Raw genomic sequence first — 18,550 nt, forward strand, 5'->3', positions numbered from 1 at the left:
GCCTGCCTTCTTTCCACACCACGGGAAATCGATCATCCATGAAACGAGTCGCAAACAAGGTCGCGCTGGTCACCGGCGCTGCGAGCGGCGTCGGCCGCGCGGATGCGCTGCTGCTGGCCGCCGAAGGCGCCCGCGTCGTGCTGTCCGACATCAACGAAGACGCGGGACACGCGCTCGCGCGTGAGATCGGCGACGCCGCGATGTTCGTGCGTCACGACATCGCCGATGAAGACGGCTGGCGGCACGCTATCGCCGCCACGCTCGAGCGCTTCGGCCGCCTCGACGTGCTGGTCAACAACGCGGCGATCTGCCCGGTCGGCTCGATCGAGGACACCAGCCTCGACACCTGGCAACGGGTGATGCGCACCAACGCGGACGGCTATTTCCTCGGCTGCAAGTACGCGATCGGCGCGATGAAGGGCAACGACACGCCGGGTTCGATCGTGATGATGTCGTCGGTCGCCGCGCTCGGCGGGCTGCCGATGATGTGCGCCTACACCGGCTCGAAAGGCGCGGTGACGGCGCTCACCCGCAGCGTCGCCGTGCACTGCAAGCGCAGCGGCTACCGGATTCGCTGCAACTCGATCCATCCCGACGGGATCTGGACGCCGATGACTCAGGCGCTGATGCCCGGTCTCGACCCGGCCGCGCTGGGCATCGGCAGCGATCCGATGGCGCGCATGTGCGACCCACAGGATGTCGCGAATCTCGTGCTGTTCCTCGCATCCGACGAATCGCGCTTCGTGAACGGCGCGGAACTGCGGATCGACAACGCGCAACTGGTGTCGTCGCTGTGATGCGGCGCAATGCTTGTCCATTCCAAGGAGTGCATCGATGATTTCATTCACCGGCAAGACTGTACTGGTCACCGGCGGCGGCGCGGGTATCGGCCGAGCCTGTGCTGAGGCGTTCGGTGCGGCGGGTGCGCGCGTCGCCGTGGCCGAGATCGACGCGGCCCGCGCGCAGGACGTGCGGCACGCGCTTGAGGCGGCGGGGGTCGACGCGCTCGTCGGCATCGTGGATGTCACGCGCCGCGATGAGGTCGAAGCGTTCGCGCGGACGGTCGACGCGCGTTTCGGCGGGCTCGACGTGCTCGTCAATAACGTCGGCGATTTCCTGCAGATCGCGAAGCCGTTCGACGACTGCACCGATGACGACATCGCGCGGCTGTTCGACGTGAACCTGCGCCAGGTGTTCATCGTCACGCAGGCGATGCTGCCGTTGCTGCGCAAGCGCGGCGCGGGCGGCAGCATCGTCGGCGTGTCGTCGATCGAAGGTTTCCGTGCGATTCCGAACTGCACCGTGTACGCGTCGTTCAAGGCGGCGCTGACCGGCTTCACCAAAAGCCTCGCGCTCGAACTCGGGCCGGCCGGCATCCGCGTGAATCAGATCGCGCCCGAAACCACCGAGACGCCGCAGGTGCCCGTCAGCGTGATGGTCGCGGCCGAACACCAGGAGCACATCTCGCGCTGGATTCCGCTCGGACGCTTCGGCGAGCCCGGCGACATCGCGGGCGCCGCACTGTACCTCGCGAGCCCGCTCGCCGCATGGGTCACCGGTACGACGCTGCACGTCGACGGCGGCGCGCTCGCGGCGGCCGGCTGGTATCGCGACCCGAAGGGCTTCTGGACCAACATTCCCGTCGTCACGGGCAACGGTTTCAATTTCTGAGCGCCAGCCGCACGCCAGCGGCTTCATCCGTTCATTTCTCGCGGCGCGCCTGCGCCGCTACCGGAGATACTATGAAGATCCTGATCGTCGGCGGTACCGGTCTCATTGGCGGCCATGCCGCGCTGCACCTGCACGCGCAGGGCAACCAGGTCACGCTCGCCGCGCGCAAGCCGCCCGCGGCTGACAGCGCACTCGCGCAGTTCGACGTGCTGCTGCGCGACTACGTGGCCGATAACTTCACGCGCGAGGATCTCGTGCCGTTCGACGCGGTCGTGTTCGCGGCCGGCAACGACATTCGCCACCTGCCGGCCGGCACTGACGAAGCCGCGCACTGGGAGCGCGCGAACGTCGAGGCGGTGCCGCGCTTCTTCGCGCTGGCCCGCGCCGCAGGCGTGAAGCGCGCCGTACTGGTCGGCAGCTTCTATCCGCAGGTCGCGCCGGCGCTGATCGAGTCGGTACCGTACGTGCGCTCGCGCCACCTGGCCGACGAACGCGTGCGTGCGCTGGCGACGCCGTCGTTCGTGGTGTGCAGCGTCAATGCGCCGTTCGTCGTCGGCTCGGTGCCGGGCCTGCGCAACGAGATGTTCGCCGCGTACACCGGCTATGCCGAAGGCAAGATTGCGGGGTTGCCGGTATTCGGGCCGGCCGGCGGCAGTAACTTCATCTCGACGCAATCGCTGTCGGAGGCGATCTGGGGGGCGCTGCAGCGTGGTGAAACCGGCAAGGCCTATCTCGTCGGCGACGAGAACCTCAGCTTCGCCGACTACTTTGCGGCGTTCTTCCGCGCGGCCGGCCATTCGCAGGATGTGCCGTCGCTCGACCAGGAGCATCCGCTGCTGCCCGACATCGCCATCTACACGGGGCGCGGCAACGTGGTGTCCTACGAGCCCGACGCCGCCGATCTCGCGCTGCTGGGCTACCGGCGTGGTGACGTGCAGCGCGCGGTCGACGAAGTCGTCGCGCATTGCCGCGCGCAGTAGAGCAAACGGCGCGGATGCAGGAATGTCCCGTCACCGGCCTGCAGGGCCGGCGGCGGGACGTCGGAGTCGATGCGCCGGGATGCGCGTTCGCGAGCAGCAGCCCGGCAGCGCCTACAGCTTCGGAAACTCGATGATGAAGCGCGTCCAGCCGTCCGCCGACTCGCAGCGAATCTCCCCGCCGTGGGCCCGTACGATTGACCGGCAGATCGCCAACCCCAGCCCGGCATGTTCTCCCTGGCCCTCGCGGCGGGCCGGGTCGGCGCGGTAGAAGCGGTCGAACAGGCGCGGCAGGCGCTCGGCGGGAATCTCCCGGCCGGGGTTTTCCACGCTCAGGCGCCCCGGCGCCAGGCGCACGCGGACGGTACCGCCTTCGGCGGTGAAGCGCAGGGCATTGTCCAGCAGGTTGGCCAGCACCCGCCGCAGCAGGGCGCGGTCGCCCTGCACCTGGAGCTCGCCGTCGCGCTCCATGCGAATCGACTTTTCCTCCGCCAGCGGGCCATAGAACTCCAGCAACTCGTCTACTTCGCCGGCCAGCGCCAACGGCTGACTATTCGGGGTGAGCAGGCCGTGGTCGGCCTTGGCCAGGAACAGCATGTCGTTGACCATGGCGGTCAGCCGCTCCAGTTCTTCCAGGTTGCCGTGCAGCGCCTCGCGGTAATCCTCCAGGCCGCGCGAGCGCGACAGCACCACCTGGGTCTGGGTCAGCAGGCCGGTGAGCGGGGTGCGCAGCTCATGGGCGATATCGGCGGAAAACGCCGACAGGCGCTGGAAGGCCTCTTCCAGGCGGGCCAGCATGGCGTTCAGTTCCGCCGCCAGGCCGCGCAGCTCCTGCGGCATCTGGCCGGCGTCGAGGCGGGTGGTCAGCGAGTGCGCCGAGACCTTCGCGGCGACCTCGCTCATGCGCCGCAGCGGGCGCAGGCTGCTGCGCGCCGCCCAGGCGCCGAGCAGCGCGGTGGCCAGCGCCGAGAGGCTCATGGTCAGCCAGATCAGCTGCTGCATGCGTTGCAGGAAGTGCTGGTGGTGGGTGATGTCGAGGATCAGCGTCAGCTGCGGGCCATCGGGTCGGCCGGCGTTCAATGGCGCTTGCAGTTCGCGGTAGGCAGGGGGCTCGTCGCTGGCCATGTTCATCGTCGGCAGTTGCCAGAACCAGCGTTGCCCGTCAGGGCCTTGCAGTCGCAGGCCCAGGTCGGGGTGGCGCTCCAGTTCGCGGCGCAGCTCAGCAATGTGTGGCGCGAGTTGGTCGGCGCTGCCAACACCGTTCAACACGTCGCGGAAGATGGCCAGCTTACCGCTCAGCAACTGCTGATCCAGCTCGACGAAGTGCGCCTCGCTGGCGCGGCTGAAGACGATGCCGGCCAGCAGCGAGACGGTGGCGGTGCAGGCGGCGAACAGCAGGCTCAGGCGTACGCCCAGGGAGAGGCGGGCACTCAGCATGGGTCGCGCTCCTCCAGCACGTAGCCCATGCCGCGCACGGTGTGGATCAGGCGCTGCGGGAAGTCGTCGTCGACCTTGGCGCGCAGGCGGCGGATGGCGACTTCGATGACGTTGGTGTCGCTGTCGAAATTCATGTCCCAGACCTGCGAGGCGATCAGCGACTTGGGCAGCACTTCGCCGCTGCGGCGCAGCAACAGTTCCAGCAGGGCGAATTCCTTGGCGGTCAGGTCGATGCGCTTGCCGGCGCGCTGCACTCGGCGGCGCAGCAGGTCCAGCTCCAGGTCGGCCAGTTGCAGGGTGGTTTCCTGCAACTGCTGGCCACCCCGGCGCAACAGGGTGCGCACCCGCGCGAGCAGTTCGACGAAGGCGAAGGGTTTCACCAGGTAGTCGTCGGCGCCTTGCTCCAGTCCGCGCACGCGGTCTTCCACCGCATCACGCGCGGTGAGGAACAGCACCGGCACCGCGCTGCCGGTCTGGCGCACCGCCTGGAGGATCTGCCAGCCGTCGCGTCCGGGCAGCATGACATCGAGGATCAGCAGGTCGTGTTCGCCGGAGAGCGCCAGTTGCAGGCCGTCGTCGCCGTCCTGGCAGAGGTCCACGGCGAAGCCGGCTTCGCTCAGGCCCTGCTGCAGGTACTGGCCTATGCGGGGTTCGTCTTCGACGATCAGGAGTTTCATCTGGGGGTATCCATTCATGCGCCGGTGGCGCAGCTGTCGATAGGGTAATCACTGGGTCAGCGCTCTGACAGCCGGGGCCGCGCAAACTGCCGGTACATTCTTCGTGGAGGCCCACCATGCACCTGCTCATTGCCACGCTGTTCTCCGTTCTGCTGTTCCCTGCCGCCCCGGCGCTGGCCGATGGAGGAGGGGACATCACCTTCCAGCGCATGCAGGCGCTTGCCGCCGACGCCAGCCGTCATCGTTGAAACCTGTTCATCGTGAGGTCCCTTGCCCGCCAACCGGCGGGCTTTTTTCGTCGCCTTTATAAACCCGCCAGGCGGGAAGGGTGCGAAGCTGACAGAACTGTAATCTTCCCGACAGCCAGGCGGCAGGCGCGGAAGGCGAGGATGAATCAAAACCAATCGAGGAGTTGCGATATGTCCCTGCGTCACCTGTTCTGCGTCTCTGCCCTGGCCATCGCCGCGAGCTTCAGCCTGCCAGTCCTGGCCGATGCCAGCTACGACTTCGGCAAGCCGGCCAAGGCTGCCCAGGCCACCCGCACCGTGGAGATCAAGCTGGGGGACATGTACTTCGAGCCGGAGAGCGTCGAGGTCAAGGCGGGCGAAACCGTGCGCTTCGTCATCCACAACAGCGGCAACCTGCTGCATGAGTTCAACCTGGGCAGCGCGGCGATGCACGTCGCCCACCAGAAGGAAATGCAGCAGATGATGGATTCCGGGATGCTCACGCCCACCGGCATGCAGCACGACATGAGCAAGATGGACCACAGCAAGATGGGCCACGGCGACATGCCGATGGGCCAGATGATGAAGCATGACGACCCCAACACCGTGCTGATCGAGCCGGGCAAGACCGCCGAACTCACCTGGACCTTCAGCAAGGCCACCAGCCTGGAGTTCGCCTGCAACATCCCGGGGCACTACCAGGCCGGCATGGTTGGCAAGCTGAACGTCAAGCCCTGAGCCGGGAGTGCCGAGATGATCCGCGCAAGGAGTTTGGCGCTGGGGGCGCTGCTGCTGGCACCGCTGGCGGTGCAGGCGGGCGTGTATGAGCTGACCATTGGCGAGGGCAAGCTGACGCTCTCCGACGGGGCGCGCAAGGCGCTCACGGTGAACGGCCGGACGCCCGCGCCGGAGCTGCGCTTCAAGGAGGGCGAGGACGTCGAGCTGCGGGTCACCAACACCCTCGACCGCGATACCTCGCTGCACTGGCACGGGCTGATCCTGCCCTACACCCAGGACGGCGTGCCGGGCATCAGTTTCCCGGGGATCAAGCCTGGCCAGACCTTCACCTACCGTTTCACGGTGAAACAGTCGGGCACCTACTGGTACCACGCCCACAGCGACTTCCAGGAAATCGAGGGGCTCTACGGCCCGCTGGTGATCGAACCCAAGGCGCGCGAGCCGTACCGCTACGACCGCGAGTACACCCTGCTGCTGGCCGACTGGCACGACACCAAACCGGAAACCGTGTTCGCCAACCTGAAGAAGCAGAGCGATTACTACAACCGCAACCAGCGCACCCTTGGCGACTTCATCGCCGACTCCAGCGCCAATGGCTTCATGGCGACCCTGCGCGACCGCCTGGACTGGGGCGGCATGCGCATGGCGCCGACGGACATCGCCGACATCGCCGGCTTCCGCTTCCTGGTCAACGGCCAGGACCCCGAGCAGAACTGGAGCGGGCTGTTCAAGCCCGGTGAGCGGGTGCGCCTGCGCATCATCAACGGTTCGGGCATGAGCTACTTCGACCTGCGCATTCCCGGCCTGAAAATGACCGTGGTGCAGGCCGACGGCAACGACGTGCAGCCGGTGACGGTGGACGAGCTGCGCATCGCGGTGGCCGAGACCTACGACGTGATCGTGCAGCCGCAGGAAGACCGTGCCTACACCTTCTTCGCCGAGGCCATGGACCGCAGCGGCTACGCCCGCGCGACCCTGGCGCCGCGCGCCGGGATGCAGGGCGAGATCCCGCCGTTGCGCGAGCGGCCCTTGCTGACCATGGCGGACATGGGCATGGCTCACGGCGGCAAGGACCACGGCAACATGGCGATGCCGGGGCAGGGCGGGGCGATGGATCATTCCGGAATGACGGGGATGGATCACTCGACAATGAAGGGCATGGATGATTCGGGCATGGCTGCAATGGAGCCTTCCAACATGGCGGGCATGGATCACTCGCAGATGGCCGGGATGGACCATTCGTCCATGGGCGGCGCTCCCGCGCCGAAGTCCGACTACGCCCCCGGCAGCGGCCTTACCCCGCAGCCGGCCGAGCCGGGCAATCGCCTGCTGGTCTACGCGGACCTCAAGGCCATGCGCCCGTACGCCGACTACCGCGCACCGGACCGCACCCTCGAATTCCGCCTGACCGGCAACATGGAGCGCTACTTCTGGTCCATCGACGGCAAGAAGTACTCCGAGGCCGAGCCGATCCGCCTGACCTACGGCGAGCGGGTACGCATCCGCTTCGTCAATGACACCATGATGACCCACCCGATGCACCTGCACGGCATGTGGATGCAGCTGGACAAGGGCAACGGCCGCTTCAACCCGCTCAAGCACGTGGTCAGCGTGGCGCCGGGCAGCACCCTGGACGTCGACGTGCCCGCCGACGCCCTGGGCGAATGGGCCTTCCACTGCCACCTGATCTACCACATGGCCGCCGGCATGATGCGCAAGGTCATAGTCGAGCCGGCCCCCGCCAGCGCCAGCCTCTGAGGAACCGCCATGAAACGCATAGCAACGGTGGCCTGCGCGGCGACCCTGGGCCTCGCATTGCCCGCCGAAAGTGCCGAGATGGACGACATGCCCATGGGCTCGCTGCTGATCCAGCGCCTGGAAAGCCGCTTCCACGGCAACGACCAGGCGCTGGGTTGGGAGGCCCAGGGCTGGTACGGCACCGACTACCAGAAGCTGCGCCTGAAGCTGGAGGGTGAGCGCGACGCCGGTGGTCCGACCACCGACAACGAAACGCAGCTGCTCTACCAGCGCCTGGTCGCCGACTTCTGGGACTGGCAGGCAGGCGTGCGCTACGACGACCAGCCGGGACCGTCGCGCACCTACGCGGTGCTCGGCATTCAGGGACTGGCGCCGCAGTGGTTCGAGGTGGACGCCAACCTGTTCCTCAGCGAACGCGGCGACCCTTCGCTGCGCCTGGAGACCGAGTACGAACTGCTGCTGACCCAGCGGCTGATCCTGCAGCCTTCGCTGGAATACAACCTGGCGTTGGCCGATGACCGGGACATCGGCGTGGGCGCCGGCGGTAGCGATCTGGAGGCCGGATTGCGCCTGCGTTACGAAGTGCGCCGGGAGTTCGCGCCCTATTTCGGCTACGTCTGGAACAAGACCTATGGCCGCAGCGGCGATATCGCCCGAGCGGAAGGGGAGGTCGATGAGGAGGGCTACTGGGTCGCCGGGGTGCGGATGTGGTTCTGACCTGGCGCCATGCCCACCTTGGTTGTGCGGGGCGCATTCGTAGGAGCAACGGCGTTGCGCCGGTTAGTCCGTGCCAGTGCAATCCCCTCACCCCAGCCCTCTCCCCAAGGAGAGGGAGCTGTCCGTGCCGGCTGACACCAAGTCTGCATCCTGCACCGAACGGTCCCCTCTCCCGCTTGCGGGAGAGGGTTAGGGTGAGGGGCCTTTGATCTTGTAGGGCAGATCATGCAGCGTCCTTGGTTGACGTGGTGCCCGGCTCGTCTGTCAGCTGCTGAAAGGGCCGGCGAATTTGTATACACTCGCCACCTCGCGCCACCACCCGCATCGCCGATCCAGCAGGTTCCCCCATGCACCATCCCGCCGAACACTCGCCCCTGGGTAAATCCAGCGAATACGTTTCCACCTATGCGCCGGAACTGCTGTTCCCGATTTCCCGGACCACCAAGTGGGCCGAGCTGGGCCTGACCGCGCAAACCCTGCCGTACCAGGGCGTGGACATCTGGAACTGCTACGAGCTGTCCTGGCTGACCGCTTCGGGCAAGCCGGTGGTGGCCATCGGCGAGTTCGCCATTCCGGCGCAGTCGCCGAACATCATCGAGTCCAAGTCCTTCAAGCTCTACCTCAACTCACTGAACCAGACCGCCTTCGACAGTGCTGAGGCCGTGCGCGCGGTGATGGAACGCGACCTGTCCGCCGCCGCCGGCGCGCCGGTGGGCGTGCGCGTGCGCAGCCTGGATGAAGTGGCTGGCGAGGGCGTGGCCCTGCTCGACGGCACCTGCATCGACGACCTGGACCTGGCGGTGGACAGCTACGACCACCCGCGCCCGGAACTGCTGCGCTGCGACGACACCCGCCGCGTCGACGAAGTGCTGTACAGCCACCTGCTGAAGTCCAACTGCCCGGTCACCGGCCAGCCGGACTGGGGCACGCTGGTGGTGGAGTACAGCGGCCCGGCCCTGGATGCCGCGAGCCTGCTGGCCTACGTGGTGTCCTTCCGGCAGCACCAGGATTTCCACGAACAGTGCGTCGAGCGCATTTACCTGGACCTGCAGCGCCTGCTGCAGCCGACCCGCCTGACCGTCTACGCACGCTACGTGCGCCGCGGCGGGTTGGACATCAACCCCTACCGCAGCAGCGAAGCCGTGCAGCCGGAAAATCGCCGGCTGGTGCGCCAGTAAAAGTCAGCGCGCCAGTAAAACGCGGATACGAAAAACCCGGCGCAGGCCGGGTTTTTCGCATTCGGGCTTTGTGAAACCGGGCTCAGATCCCCATGTTCGCCAGGCTCTGCATGATCGAGCGCAGGGCGCCGGCCAGGGTCGGGTGGCGCGTCTCGAAGCGCTCCACGGCCAGGTTGATGCTGTCGGTCAGGGTCTCGTCGGCCAGCGCCTCTTCGTTGGCCAGCTGCATCTCGATGTCCTTGATCAGCTCGCGCAGCGCAGCGCGGTCTTCCTCGGTCAGCGGTGACTGGCGCTCCAGTTGCTCGCGCAGGGTCTGGAGTTCTTGCTGGAGGCGTTGTGTCGGCATGGTGGTGTCCTTCTGCGATGCGTAACCAAGATGGACCCTGCCCGACGGGAGAAGGTCCATCGCCATGCCTTTGAGCTTAACTCGCCGCGCGCACCCCTGCCTGATGCCGATCAACCCGCAGCAGACGTTCGAGCAACGGGAAGAAGTGTTCCAGCTCCGGGGTGCGCATGGACGGGTCCTTGCCCAGGTCGTCCAGGCGGCGCAGGGTGATGGCGTCCTGCGCATGAGGGGCGCTGATGAAGGCGGTGGCGGCGCGCTCGTCGAAGGCGCCGCCCTGCAGCGCCAGGCTCTGTCGCGAGGCCCAGGACAGGCTGGCCTGGTAGGCCGGGTCCACCGCGCACAGGTAGCGCTTGGCGGCGACGTGCAGGCGCACCGGCTGCCACACCGACTCGGGCAGCAGCTCGCGCAGCAGGTTGGCGCCGAACTCTTCGTGGCGCAGGTCCCGGGTTTCCAGCACGGCCGGGTCTTCGTAAAGGTGGCCGATGTCGTGGAGCAGGGCGGCGATCACCAGGCTGTCGGCGCAGCCGGCGCGTTCGGCCAGGGTTGCGCATTGCAGGGCGTGCTCGGCCTGGCTGATGGCCTCGCCGTAGGGCTCTGCGCCATGGCTGGCGAAGCGTTCGGCCAGTTCGTCGATGAAGCGGTGGCGAGCGTGCTTCATGGTTTCTCTCCTTTCAGACGGCGGCCGGCGATGTCCTGCAGGCAGGAGTCCAGCTCGCCCAGGTGATCGATGACCGAATGCACGCCGAGGCGGTACAGGCCGAGGGTCGCCTGGGCGCGCAGGCGGTCGCGCTCCAGGTTCGCCAGGGCATCCCAGTCGCCCGGTGCCTGGCCGCACAGCGGCCCGCTGGCGGCCAGGCCGATGGTCCACAGCCCGGCGTTCAAGCCCGCCTGCAGCAGCCGCGGCTGGCCGCTGACCAGCACGCAGCCGTCCAGGCGCGGGCTGCCCAGCTGCATCAGCGCCTGCCAGCAGGCATCCGGCGCCGGCCACTGGCGGCCGCCGACTGCCAGCCCGGCGGCCAAGCCTTCGTCCAGTGCGGTGGCCAGGTGCAGCGTGGTGGGCGTCGGCAGTTCGTCGAGCCAGGCGCAGGGCACACCGTGCTTGTGCAGCGCCTGCAGGGCAGCCAGGGCGCCGGGCGTGGCTTCGGCGTGGGCCCGGGCCGCTTCGTCCAGGGCGGACTGGAAGCGACTGCGCTCCTGCGCATCGGCGCTGCGGCCCAGCGCATGGTCGAGGGCTTTGTGCGGGGACAGGGCGAGAGCAACGGCCAGGCGCTCCGGCGGGCAGTCGGGACAGGTGCGCTGCAGGGCAACCGGCAGCGTCCTTGCGCCGAAGTCCACCAGATCGCCGGACAGTCCGAACAGCAGGGTGGTGAAGCGCGGAAGGTCGGTAGTGGCAGGCATGGTGGGGTTTTCTAATAATTGGTCTAGGCCAGGCTAGCGGATCAATGTGACGGTCCGATGAAGTCGCCGTTCCAGCCGTTATACTCGCCGCGCATTTTCTGGAGGCAGCCGCATGCCGGTCGAACCCATTCCCCATTACCTGCGCATCCGCGACCAGTTGGCCCGGGACGTCGTCGAGTCGGCCCTGGGCCCGCGCCTGCCGCCCGAGCGCGAGCTGGCCGAGCGTTTCGGCTGCACCCGCGTGACCCTGCGCGAGGCGCTGCAGCAGCTGGAAACCGAAGGCGTGCTGTACCGCGAGAATCGCCGCGGCTGGTTCGTTTCACCGCCGCGGATTCGCTACAACCCGACGCGTACCACGGGGTTCATGGATTACGTCCAGGCCCAGGGGCGCACGCCGCGCACCGAGGTGTTGTCGGCCGAGCGCTGCTCCGCCGGCCCGGCGCTGTCGCGGCGCATGGGGCTGGCGGATGAAGCCGAGGTGTTCCGGGTCCGCCGTCGCCGCTGGGTCGATGAGCGGCCGGTGATGCTGGAGGAGATCACGCTGGACGCCAACTGGTGTCCCGGCCTGCTCGATGAAGCGCTGGACAGGTCGTTGACCAGGGTATTGCGCGAGCGCCTGGGACTGACGCTGTCGCGCTGCGAGCTGGCGATGCATTCCACGGCGCTGGTCGAATCCCAGGCCGTGCCGCTGCAGCTCACGCCCGGCTCGCCAGGCCTGTATGTGGAGCGCTGCAGCTACGTTGCGGACGGGCGGCTGGTGGAGTGGGACCAGGAGTTCTGGCGCTCCGATGCGCTGGAAATTGTCATCGACGCACGCTTCCCGGACTGAAGTGGCACTATGCTTTGGGTTGCAAAGGGTGAGTCAGTCGTCGGCGGTGAGTATTTCGAAGTCCGCCGAGCCCCCCTTCTTGTCATCAAAATGCTCGGGGTTCTATATAATCCGCCCGCATAGCGGGTCTGCTCAGGTCAGCCCGGAATGTCATTTACTGGAGAATCATCAATGCGCCCACTTGGCGTCCAATGGACGAAACGCTGCCTCAGCCTGCTCGCCGCTACCTGCCTGGCGACTATTCCCTTCCTGGCCCAGGCCGCGAGCGAGGATGACCCGTGGGAGAGCGTCAACCGCCCGATCTTCACCTTCAACGACACCCTCGACACCTATGCGCTCAAGCCGCTGGCGCAGGGTTACCAGTACGTCACCCCGAACTTCGTCCAGGACGGCGTGCACAACTTCTTCGGCAACATCGGTGACGTGAAGAACCTGGTCAACGACCTGCTGCAGCTGAAGTTCCAGAGTGCCGGCGTCGACACCAGCCGCCTGCTGTTCAACACCACCTTCGGCCTGGCCGGTTTCATCGACGTCGCCACCCACATGGGCCTGCGCCGCAACGACGAAGACTTCGGCCAGACCCTCGGCCATTACGGCGTGGGCAGCGGCCCCTACGTGATGCTGCCGCTGCTGGGCCCGAGCACCCTGCGCGACGCGCCGTCGCTGATCCCGGATTCCTACACCGGCCCCTATCCGTACATCGACAATGTGCCGGTGCGTAACAGCATGCGCGGCGTGGACATCGTCGATACCCGCGCCGACCTGCTGAAGTCCGAGAAGCTGATCAGCGGTGACAAGTACAACTTCATCCGCAACGCCTACCTGCAGAACCGCGAGTTCAAGGTCAAGGACGGCCAGGTCGAAGACGACTTCTGATCCGGCCCCTTCGCCCGGCAGGCGCAGGCCCCCGCGTCCGGCAGACCCGGTCGCGGGCGGCGCCCGCTTGAACCCTCGGGCGGATGGGAGTAGTGTCTGCGCCTTGTCGCACCCGACCCGCGCCGTTGTTCCCTTGAATGAGCGCCATCACCACTACCTCCGGCGCCGTTTGCCTGGATGACCCATGCACAAACCCAGTGCCTCGCTGCTGATCATCGATGACGACGACGTCGTTCGAGAAAGCCTCGCCGCCTACCTGGAAGACAGCGGATTCACCGTCCTGCAGGCCACCAATGGCCAGCAGGGCCTGCAAGTATTCGAGCACGCGCTGCCTGACCTTGTGATCTGCGACCTGCGCATGCCGCAGATGGATGGCCTGGAGCTTATCCGTCGCGTCAGCGAGATGGCGGTGGAAACCCCGGTCATCGTGCTTTCCGGTGCCGGTGTCATGAGCGACGCGGTCGAGGCCTTGCGCCTGGGCGCCGCCGACTACCTGATCAAGCCGCTGGAAGACCTCGCCGTCCTGGAGCATTCGGTTCGCCGCGCCCTGGACCGTGCCTACCTGCGTTCGGAAAACCGCCGCTACCGCGAGAAGCTCGAAGCCGCCAACCGCGAGCTGCAGGCCAGCCTGAACCTGCTCCAGGAGGACCAGAACGCCGGTCGCCAGGTGCAGATGAACATGCTGCCGGAAACCCCGTGGGAATCCGACGGCCTGGTGTTCTCCCACCAGATCATCCCGTCGCTGTACCTGTCGGGCGATTTCGTCGACTACTTCCGCGTCGATGCCCGCCGCATCGGCTTCTACCTGGCCGACGTATCCGGTCACGGCGCCTCCTCGGCGTTCGTCACCGTGCTGCTGAAGTTCATGACCACGCGCCTGCTCTACGAGTCCCGGCGCAACGGCATGCTGCCGGAATTCAAGCCGTCCGACGTACTCGCGCACATCAACCGTGGTCTGATCAACTGCAAGCTGGGCAAGCACGTGACCATGCTCGGCGGCGTGATCGACCTGGATACCGATCGCCTGACCTACAGCATCGGCGGCCACTTGCCGCTGCCGGTACTCTATGTCGATGGCGAAGCCCGCTACCTGGAAGGCCGTGGCCTGCCGGTAGGGCTGTTCGACGAAGCGACCTACGAGGATCATGTAATGGATCTTCCCAAGTCCTTCAGCCTTTCGCTGTTCTCCGACGGCCTTCTCGATGTGCTGCCGGGAGCTACCCTGAAAGAAAAGGAGACGGCCCTGCCACAGCAGGTCGTCGCCGCCGGCGGAACGCTGGATGGCCTGCGCCAGGTCTTCGGACTGGCCAAGTTGTCCGAGATGCCGGATGATATTGCCTTGCTGGTGTTGAGCAGGAACCTTGCATGAGTACCGGTAAAATCCAGTTCGCCGAGCAGGATGGCTCATTTGTCCTGAAGTTCGTGGGCGAAGTCCGACTGACCCTGTGTTCGGCGCTGGATGCCACCATTGAAAAAATCTTCGCCGCGCTGAATTTCTCGGCGATCATCATCGATCTCACGGAAACCCAGAGCATCGACAGCACTACGCTGGGCCTCCTGGCCAAGCTGTCGATCCTGTCGCGGCAAAAGGTTGGCTTGTTGCCCACGCTGGTGACCACCAACCCGGACATTACCCGGCTGTTGCAGTCGATGGGCTTCGATCAGGTGTTCAACATCGTCGATCGTCCGATTCCGTGCACGGATTGCCTCACCGATCTGCCGCCGCAGGACCAGTCCGAGGACGTGGTGCGCAACAAGGTGCTGGAAGCCCACCGCATCCTGATGGGACTCAACGAGTCCAATCGCGAGGCTTTCCACGACCTGGTGAGCGCCCTCGAGCGTCACTGATTCCGGTCCCTGAATGAAAACCGGCGCCCTCGGGCGCCGGTTTGTGTTTGCGCGCGCCTGATTTACCGGCCGGAGAGCAGCGCTTCGAGCTTTTCCTGGTCGCGGGCGAACAGGCGGATGCCTTCGGCCAGCTTCTCGGTACCCATGGCGTCCTCGTTCATCTGCCAGCGGAAGGTGCTTTCGTCCAGCACCTGACGCGCTTCGCCGCCACCGGGCTGCAGGGCGCGTGGCAGGTCGCCCTGGGCGTCGGCCAGTTGCTGCAGCAGGTCCGGGCTGATGGTCAGGCGGTCGCAGCCGGCGAGCTGTTCGATCTGGCCGAGGTTGCGGAAGCTGGCGCCCATCACCACGGTCTCGTAGCCGTTGGCCTTGTAGTAGCGGTAGATGCGCGAGACCGACTGCACGCCGGGGTCCTCGGCGCCGACGTAGTCGCGGCCATTGGCTTTCTTGTACCAGTCGTAGATGCGGCCGACGAAGGGCGAGATCAGGAACACGCCGGCATCGGCGCAGGCTGCGGCCTGGGCGAAGGAGAACAGCAGGGTCAGGTTGGTCTGGATGCCTTCGCGTTCCAGTTGCTCGGCAGCACGGATGCCTTCCCAGGTGGAGGCGATCTTGATCAGCACGCGCTCGCGGCCCACGCCGTGCTCGTCATACAGGCCGATCAGGCGGCGGGCGCGCTCCAGGGTGGCTTCGGTATCGAAGGACAGGCGGGCGTCCACTTCGGTGGAAATGCGCCCCGGAATCACGCCGAGGATGTCCTTGCCCACGGCAACGGCGAAGCGGTCGCAGGCCAGGCCGACGTCACCCTGGGTGCCTTCGGTGGCGCGGGCCAGGTGTTCGGCGTAGCGGGGCAGGGCGGCGGCTTTCAGCAGCAGCGAAGGGTTGGTGGTGGCATCCACCGGCTTCAAGCGGGCAATGGCGTCGAAATCGCCGGTATCAGCGACGACCGTGGTGTATTGCTTGAGTTGTTCGAGCTTGGAGGTCATGGCGAGTTTTCCGTGGAGGATGCATCGACCTTACCCGAGGCCGATGCGCCGCTCAACGGGACTCAATGACCAGCGAGAAGTTCTCCGGCCTGATCGAGCAGCCCGAGGGAATCCTTGGTCTTGTGGACGTCGACCGAGAGCAATTGGCGGAAGCGCCGCGCCCCCGGGAAACCCTGGGCCAGACCGAGGACATGGCGGGTCACGTGGTGCATCGCGCCGCCCTCGGCGATATGCCGCTCGATGTAGGGGCGCAGGCGCGCCAGGGCTTCGGCGCGGGTGACAGCAGGCACGTCCGAGCCATACAGCGCGGCGTCCACCTGGGCCAGCAGATAGGGGTTGTGGTACGCCTCGCGGCCGAGCATCACGCCGTCGAATACCTGCAGGTGCGCGCGGCACTCGTCCAGGGTCTTGATGCCACCGTTGAGGATGATTTCCAGGTCCGGGAAATCATGTTTGACCTGCGCGGCGATGTCGTAGCGCAGCGGCGGAATCTCGCGGTTCTCCTTGGGCGAAAGGCCTTCGAGAATGGCGATGCGCGCGTGCACGGTGAAGCTGCGGCAGCCGGCGTCGCGTACCTGGCCGACGAAGTCGCACAGTTCCTCGTAGCTGTCGCGGCCGTTGATGCCGATGCGGTGCTTGACCGTCACCGGGATCGACACGGCATCGCGCATGGCTTTCACGCAGTCGGCCACCAGCGCCGGGTGGCCCATCAGGCAGGCGCCGATCATGTTGTTCTGCACGCGGTCGCTGGGGCAGCCGACGTTCAGGTTGACCTCGTCGTAACCGGCGGCCTCGGCGAGTTTCGCCGCCGCCGCCAGGTCTGCCGGATTGCTCCCGCCCAGTTGCAGGGCCAGCGGGTGCTCGCACGCGTCATGGCGCAAGAAGCGCGCGGCATCGCCATGCAACAGCGCGCCAGTGGTGACCATTTCCGTGTAGAGCAGGGCATGGCTGGACAGTTGGCGCAGGAAGAAGCGGCAGTGACGGTCCGTCCAATCCATCATCGGCGCCACGGAGAAGCGGCGGGAAGGCTCGGGGCGGGCGGTGGCGGTCATCGTGGCAGTGGTCATCGGTACGTCGGATCGCGGGTCGCTGGGGGCGCGAAATCGCTCGCGCCGGCGGAAAGGGCGGAGATTTTACCGGTCTTGCCGGCCGAGCGCACGGAAACCGGCGGGCGGTCGATCTGTCTGCCACCCGTGCTACTAAGGGACGATAGCGGTAGCCCGGCGTAGACGGCCTAATGGCCCTGACAAGAATAATCAGGGTTCCCGGCCGGGCCGCACGAGTCCCGGCCGACAGCCCGCCAGAAGAGAGCTGCCGCCATGGATACCGCGCGTCCGCGTATCGTCCTCATCCTTTCCCTGCAAACCTGTGGCCTGGTGCTGCTGTTCATTGCGCAAGCGCTGGGCGGCTGGCCGCTTTCGCTGTGCCTGTTGCTCGCCGCGGCGCTGCTCTGGGGGCCCTGGTTCATCCGCCAGAGGGCCGTCCCGACCAGTGCGCTGGCGGTGCTGCCGGACGTTGCCGAGCTCACCCGTGAGTTGTCGCGGGGGACCAGCCGCAATGCCTTGTCCGCTGCAGGTGTGTCCTACTCGGTGCAGCGCCTGGTGGAGAAGCTTGAGTCCCAGGTCGTGGCTGCCGAGCAGATCGTCGGCAGCGCCGAGGTGATGATCCATACCGAGCGCGCCACCTCCAGCCTGGCCCGCCAGGCGATGGACGCGGCGACCCGCGCGAGGGCTGGCAGCGATCTGGGGCGCGGCGATCTGCAGGCAGCCATCGGCTGTATGCACCAGCTCAGCGAGCGCGCCAATGCCAGCCGGGCGCTGATCGAGACGCTGAATGCGCGCAGCGAGGACATTGCGCGGGTGACCCAGGTGATCCAGTCCATCGCCAGCCAGACCAACCTGCTGGCGCTCAATGCGGCCATCGAGGCGGCGCGCGCCGGCGAGCATGGGCGCGGCTTCGCGGTGGTGGCGGAGGAGGTGCGCGGGCTGGCCGGGCGCACCGCCGAGGCGACCGACGAAGTCGGGCAGATGGTCGAGGACATCCAGCGCCAGACCAGCGAGGTGGTGGAGCAGATCCGTCAGTTGGCCGACGACCTGGTGCAAGGTGTCGGCCAGGTGGAAGGCACCGGGCGGCAGTTGCAGGATATCGCCGGCCTGGCCGCCACCGTGGAAACCCAGATCACCGAAATCGCCGAAGGTGCGGAGATCAACCGCAACCAGTTGGACAGCCTGTTCGCCGCAGTCGAGCAGGTGCGCGGCGACCTGCGCGCGAGCGACGAGCAGACCCACCGTCTGGCCGAAGCGGCGCTACAACTGGAAACCCAGGCCGAGACGGTCAGTGAGCGCTTGGCCCAGGTCGCCCTGGACGATTATCACCAGCGCGCCTATGACCTGGCCCGGGAAGGCGCGCAGGCCATTGCCGCGCGTTTCGAGGCGGATCTGGATGCCGGCCGAATCGCCCTCGGCGATCTGTTCGATCGTGATTACCAGCCGGTGCCGGGCACTCGTCCGCAGAAGTACCGCACGCGCTTCGACCGCTATACCGACGAGGTCCTGCCGCGCATTCAGGAGGACCTGCTGCAGCGTCACGAAGGACTGGTCTTCGCGATTGCCTGTACCGCCGAAGGCTATGTGCCGACCCACAACCAGGCGTTCAATCATCCGCCTACCGGGGATGTCCAGGTCGACATGCTGAAGAGCCGCAGCAAGCGCCTGTTCAATGATCGCACTGGCCTGCGCTGCGGCAGCCACAGCCAGCCGATGCTGCTGCAGACATACTGCCGCGATACTGGCGAGCTGATGCATGACCTCTCGGTGCCGATCGTCGTCGGCGGCCGGCAGTGGGGTGGGCTGCGCCTGGGCTATCGCCCGGAGGGCTGAATCGCCGGCGA

Annotated in this window: 20 protein-coding genes; 13 read left to right on the forward strand and 7 right to left on the reverse strand. The window is 66.7% G+C overall.

The window, feature by feature from the left end:
• Positions 1 to 38 precede the first annotated feature (38 nt).
• From ACNFBT_RS04945 to ACNFBT_RS04955, 3 genes are all read left to right on the forward strand, one after another.
• Entirely contained in the window at positions 39 to 797 is a 759-nt protein-coding gene (locus ACNFBT_RS04945; protein WP_416746966.1) for an SDR family oxidoreductase, read from the forward strand.
• Between the two features lie 37 nt (positions 798 to 834).
• Entirely contained in the window at positions 835 to 1,671 is an 837-nt protein-coding gene (locus tag ACNFBT_RS04950; protein ID WP_416746968.1) for an SDR family NAD(P)-dependent oxidoreductase, read from the forward strand.
• 71 nt (positions 1,672 to 1,742) lie between these two features.
• Positions 1,743 to 2,651, forward strand: coding sequence for an NAD-dependent epimerase/dehydratase family protein (locus tag ACNFBT_RS04955; RefSeq protein WP_416746970.1), 909 nt, complete (start codon positions 1,743 to 1,745; stop codon positions 2,649 to 2,651).
• A gap of 111 nt (positions 2,652 to 2,762) precedes the next feature.
• Here ACNFBT_RS04955 and ACNFBT_RS04960 read toward each other — a convergent pair whose 3' ends face one another.
• Together ACNFBT_RS04960 and ACNFBT_RS04965 are read right to left on the reverse strand one after the other, a co-directional pair.
• Positions 2,763 to 4,085 carry a heavy metal sensor histidine kinase gene (locus ACNFBT_RS04960; protein ID WP_416746972.1) on the reverse strand — a complete coding sequence of 441 codons (1,323 nt, stop codon included), beginning with the start codon at positions 4,083 to 4,085 and terminating at the stop codon, positions 2,763 to 2,765.
• Entirely contained in the window at positions 4,079 to 4,762 is a 684-nt protein-coding gene (locus ACNFBT_RS04965; protein ID WP_416746974.1) for a heavy metal response regulator transcription factor, read from the reverse strand. The genes ACNFBT_RS04960 and ACNFBT_RS04965 overlap by 7 nt, the downstream gene beginning before the upstream one ends.
• A gap of 116 nt (positions 4,763 to 4,878) precedes the next feature.
• Here ACNFBT_RS04965 and ACNFBT_RS04970 point away from each other — a divergent pair, with 116 nt between their 5' ends.
• The 5 genes from ACNFBT_RS04970 (at position 4,879) to queF (ending at position 9,380) form a co-directional block, all read left to right on the forward strand.
• Positions 4,879 to 5,010: a co-regulatory protein PtrA N-terminal domain-containing protein gene (locus ACNFBT_RS04970; protein ID WP_416746976.1), complete on the forward strand. Its 132-nt coding sequence runs from the start codon at positions 4,879 to 4,881 to the stop codon at positions 5,008 to 5,010.
• Between the two features lie 171 nt (positions 5,011 to 5,181).
• Positions 5,182 to 5,727, forward strand: a complete 546-nt coding sequence (locus ACNFBT_RS04975) for a cupredoxin domain-containing protein (RefSeq protein WP_416746978.1) — start codon at positions 5,182 to 5,184, stop codon at positions 5,725 to 5,727.
• A 15-nt stretch (positions 5,728 to 5,742) separates the two neighbouring features.
• On the forward strand, positions 5,743 to 7,485 hold the full coding sequence (locus ACNFBT_RS04980; protein WP_416746980.1) for a copper resistance system multicopper oxidase: 1,743 nt from the start codon (positions 5,743 to 5,745) through the stop codon (positions 7,483 to 7,485).
• Between the two features lie 9 nt (positions 7,486 to 7,494).
• Positions 7,495 to 8,202 (forward strand): copper resistance protein B, encoded by a 708-nt coding sequence (locus ACNFBT_RS04985; RefSeq protein ID WP_416746982.1) that lies wholly within the window; start codon positions 7,495 to 7,497, stop codon positions 8,200 to 8,202.
• Between the two features lie 347 nt (positions 8,203 to 8,549).
• Positions 8,550 to 9,380, forward strand: coding sequence for an NADPH-dependent 7-cyano-7-deazaguanine reductase QueF (gene queF / locus ACNFBT_RS04990; protein ID WP_416746984.1), 831 nt, complete (start codon positions 8,550 to 8,552; stop codon positions 9,378 to 9,380).
• 82 nt (positions 9,381 to 9,462) lie between these two features.
• Here queF and ACNFBT_RS04995 read toward each other — a convergent pair whose 3' ends face one another.
• The 3 genes from ACNFBT_RS04995 to ACNFBT_RS05005 form a co-directional block, all read right to left on the reverse strand.
• Positions 9,463 to 9,726, reverse strand: coding sequence for a DUF4404 family protein (locus tag ACNFBT_RS04995; protein WP_416746986.1), 264 nt, complete (start codon positions 9,724 to 9,726; stop codon positions 9,463 to 9,465).
• A 76-nt stretch (positions 9,727 to 9,802) separates the two neighbouring features.
• Positions 9,803 to 10,384 carry a phosphonate degradation HD-domain oxygenase gene (locus ACNFBT_RS05000; RefSeq protein ID WP_416746988.1) on the reverse strand — a complete coding sequence of 194 codons (582 nt, stop codon included), beginning with the start codon at positions 10,382 to 10,384 and terminating at the stop codon, positions 9,803 to 9,805.
• Entirely contained in the window at positions 10,381 to 11,124 is a 744-nt protein-coding gene (locus ACNFBT_RS05005) for an HAD family phosphatase (protein ID WP_416746990.1), read from the reverse strand. The genes ACNFBT_RS05000 and ACNFBT_RS05005 overlap by 4 nt, the downstream gene beginning before the upstream one ends.
• Before the next feature lie 112 nt (positions 11,125 to 11,236).
• Between ACNFBT_RS05005 and ACNFBT_RS05010 the strand changes: the two genes are divergently transcribed.
• The 4 genes from ACNFBT_RS05010 (at position 11,237) to rssC (ending at position 14,677) form a co-directional block, all read left to right on the forward strand.
• Entirely contained in the window at positions 11,237 to 11,953 is a 717-nt protein-coding gene (locus ACNFBT_RS05010; RefSeq protein WP_416746992.1) for a UTRA domain-containing protein, read from the forward strand.
• A gap of 171 nt (positions 11,954 to 12,124) precedes the next feature.
• Positions 12,125 to 12,829 carry a VacJ family lipoprotein gene (locus tag ACNFBT_RS05015; protein WP_416746994.1) on the forward strand — a complete coding sequence of 235 codons (705 nt, stop codon included), beginning with the start codon at positions 12,125 to 12,127 and terminating at the stop codon, positions 12,827 to 12,829.
• Between the two features lie 184 nt (positions 12,830 to 13,013).
• On the forward strand, positions 13,014 to 14,198 hold the full coding sequence (rssB, locus tag ACNFBT_RS05020; RefSeq protein WP_416746996.1) for a two-component system response regulator RssB: 1,185 nt from the start codon (positions 13,014 to 13,016) through the stop codon (positions 14,196 to 14,198).
• Positions 14,195 to 14,677, forward strand: a complete 483-nt coding sequence (rssC, locus tag ACNFBT_RS05025; RefSeq protein WP_416746998.1) for an anti-sigma factor antagonist RssC — start codon at positions 14,195 to 14,197, stop codon at positions 14,675 to 14,677. The genes rssB and rssC overlap by 4 nt, the downstream gene beginning before the upstream one ends.
• A gap of 62 nt (positions 14,678 to 14,739) precedes the next feature.
• On the opposite strand, the gene tal is transcribed toward rssC, so the two are convergent.
• Positions 14,740 to 15,660, reverse strand: a complete 921-nt coding sequence (gene tal, locus ACNFBT_RS05030; protein ID WP_416747000.1) for a transaldolase — start codon at positions 15,658 to 15,660, stop codon at positions 14,740 to 14,742.
• 62 nt (positions 15,661 to 15,722) lie between these two features.
• Positions 15,723 to 16,712 (reverse strand): tRNA dihydrouridine(20/20a) synthase DusA, encoded by a 990-nt coding sequence (gene dusA, locus ACNFBT_RS05035; protein ID WP_416747207.1) that lies wholly within the window; start codon positions 16,710 to 16,712, stop codon positions 15,723 to 15,725.
• 726 nt (positions 16,713 to 17,438) lie between these two features.
• Here dusA and ACNFBT_RS05040 point away from each other — a divergent pair.
• Positions 17,439 to 18,539, forward strand: coding sequence for a methyl-accepting chemotaxis protein (locus ACNFBT_RS05040; RefSeq protein ID WP_416747209.1), 1,101 nt, complete (start codon positions 17,439 to 17,441; stop codon positions 18,537 to 18,539).
• The last annotated feature ends 11 nt before the right edge of the window (positions 18,540 to 18,550 follow it).

Source organism: Pseudomonas sp. NY15181 (assembly GCF_048068055.1).
GTDB lineage: Bacteria > Pseudomonadota > Gammaproteobacteria > Pseudomonadales > Pseudomonadaceae > Pseudomonas.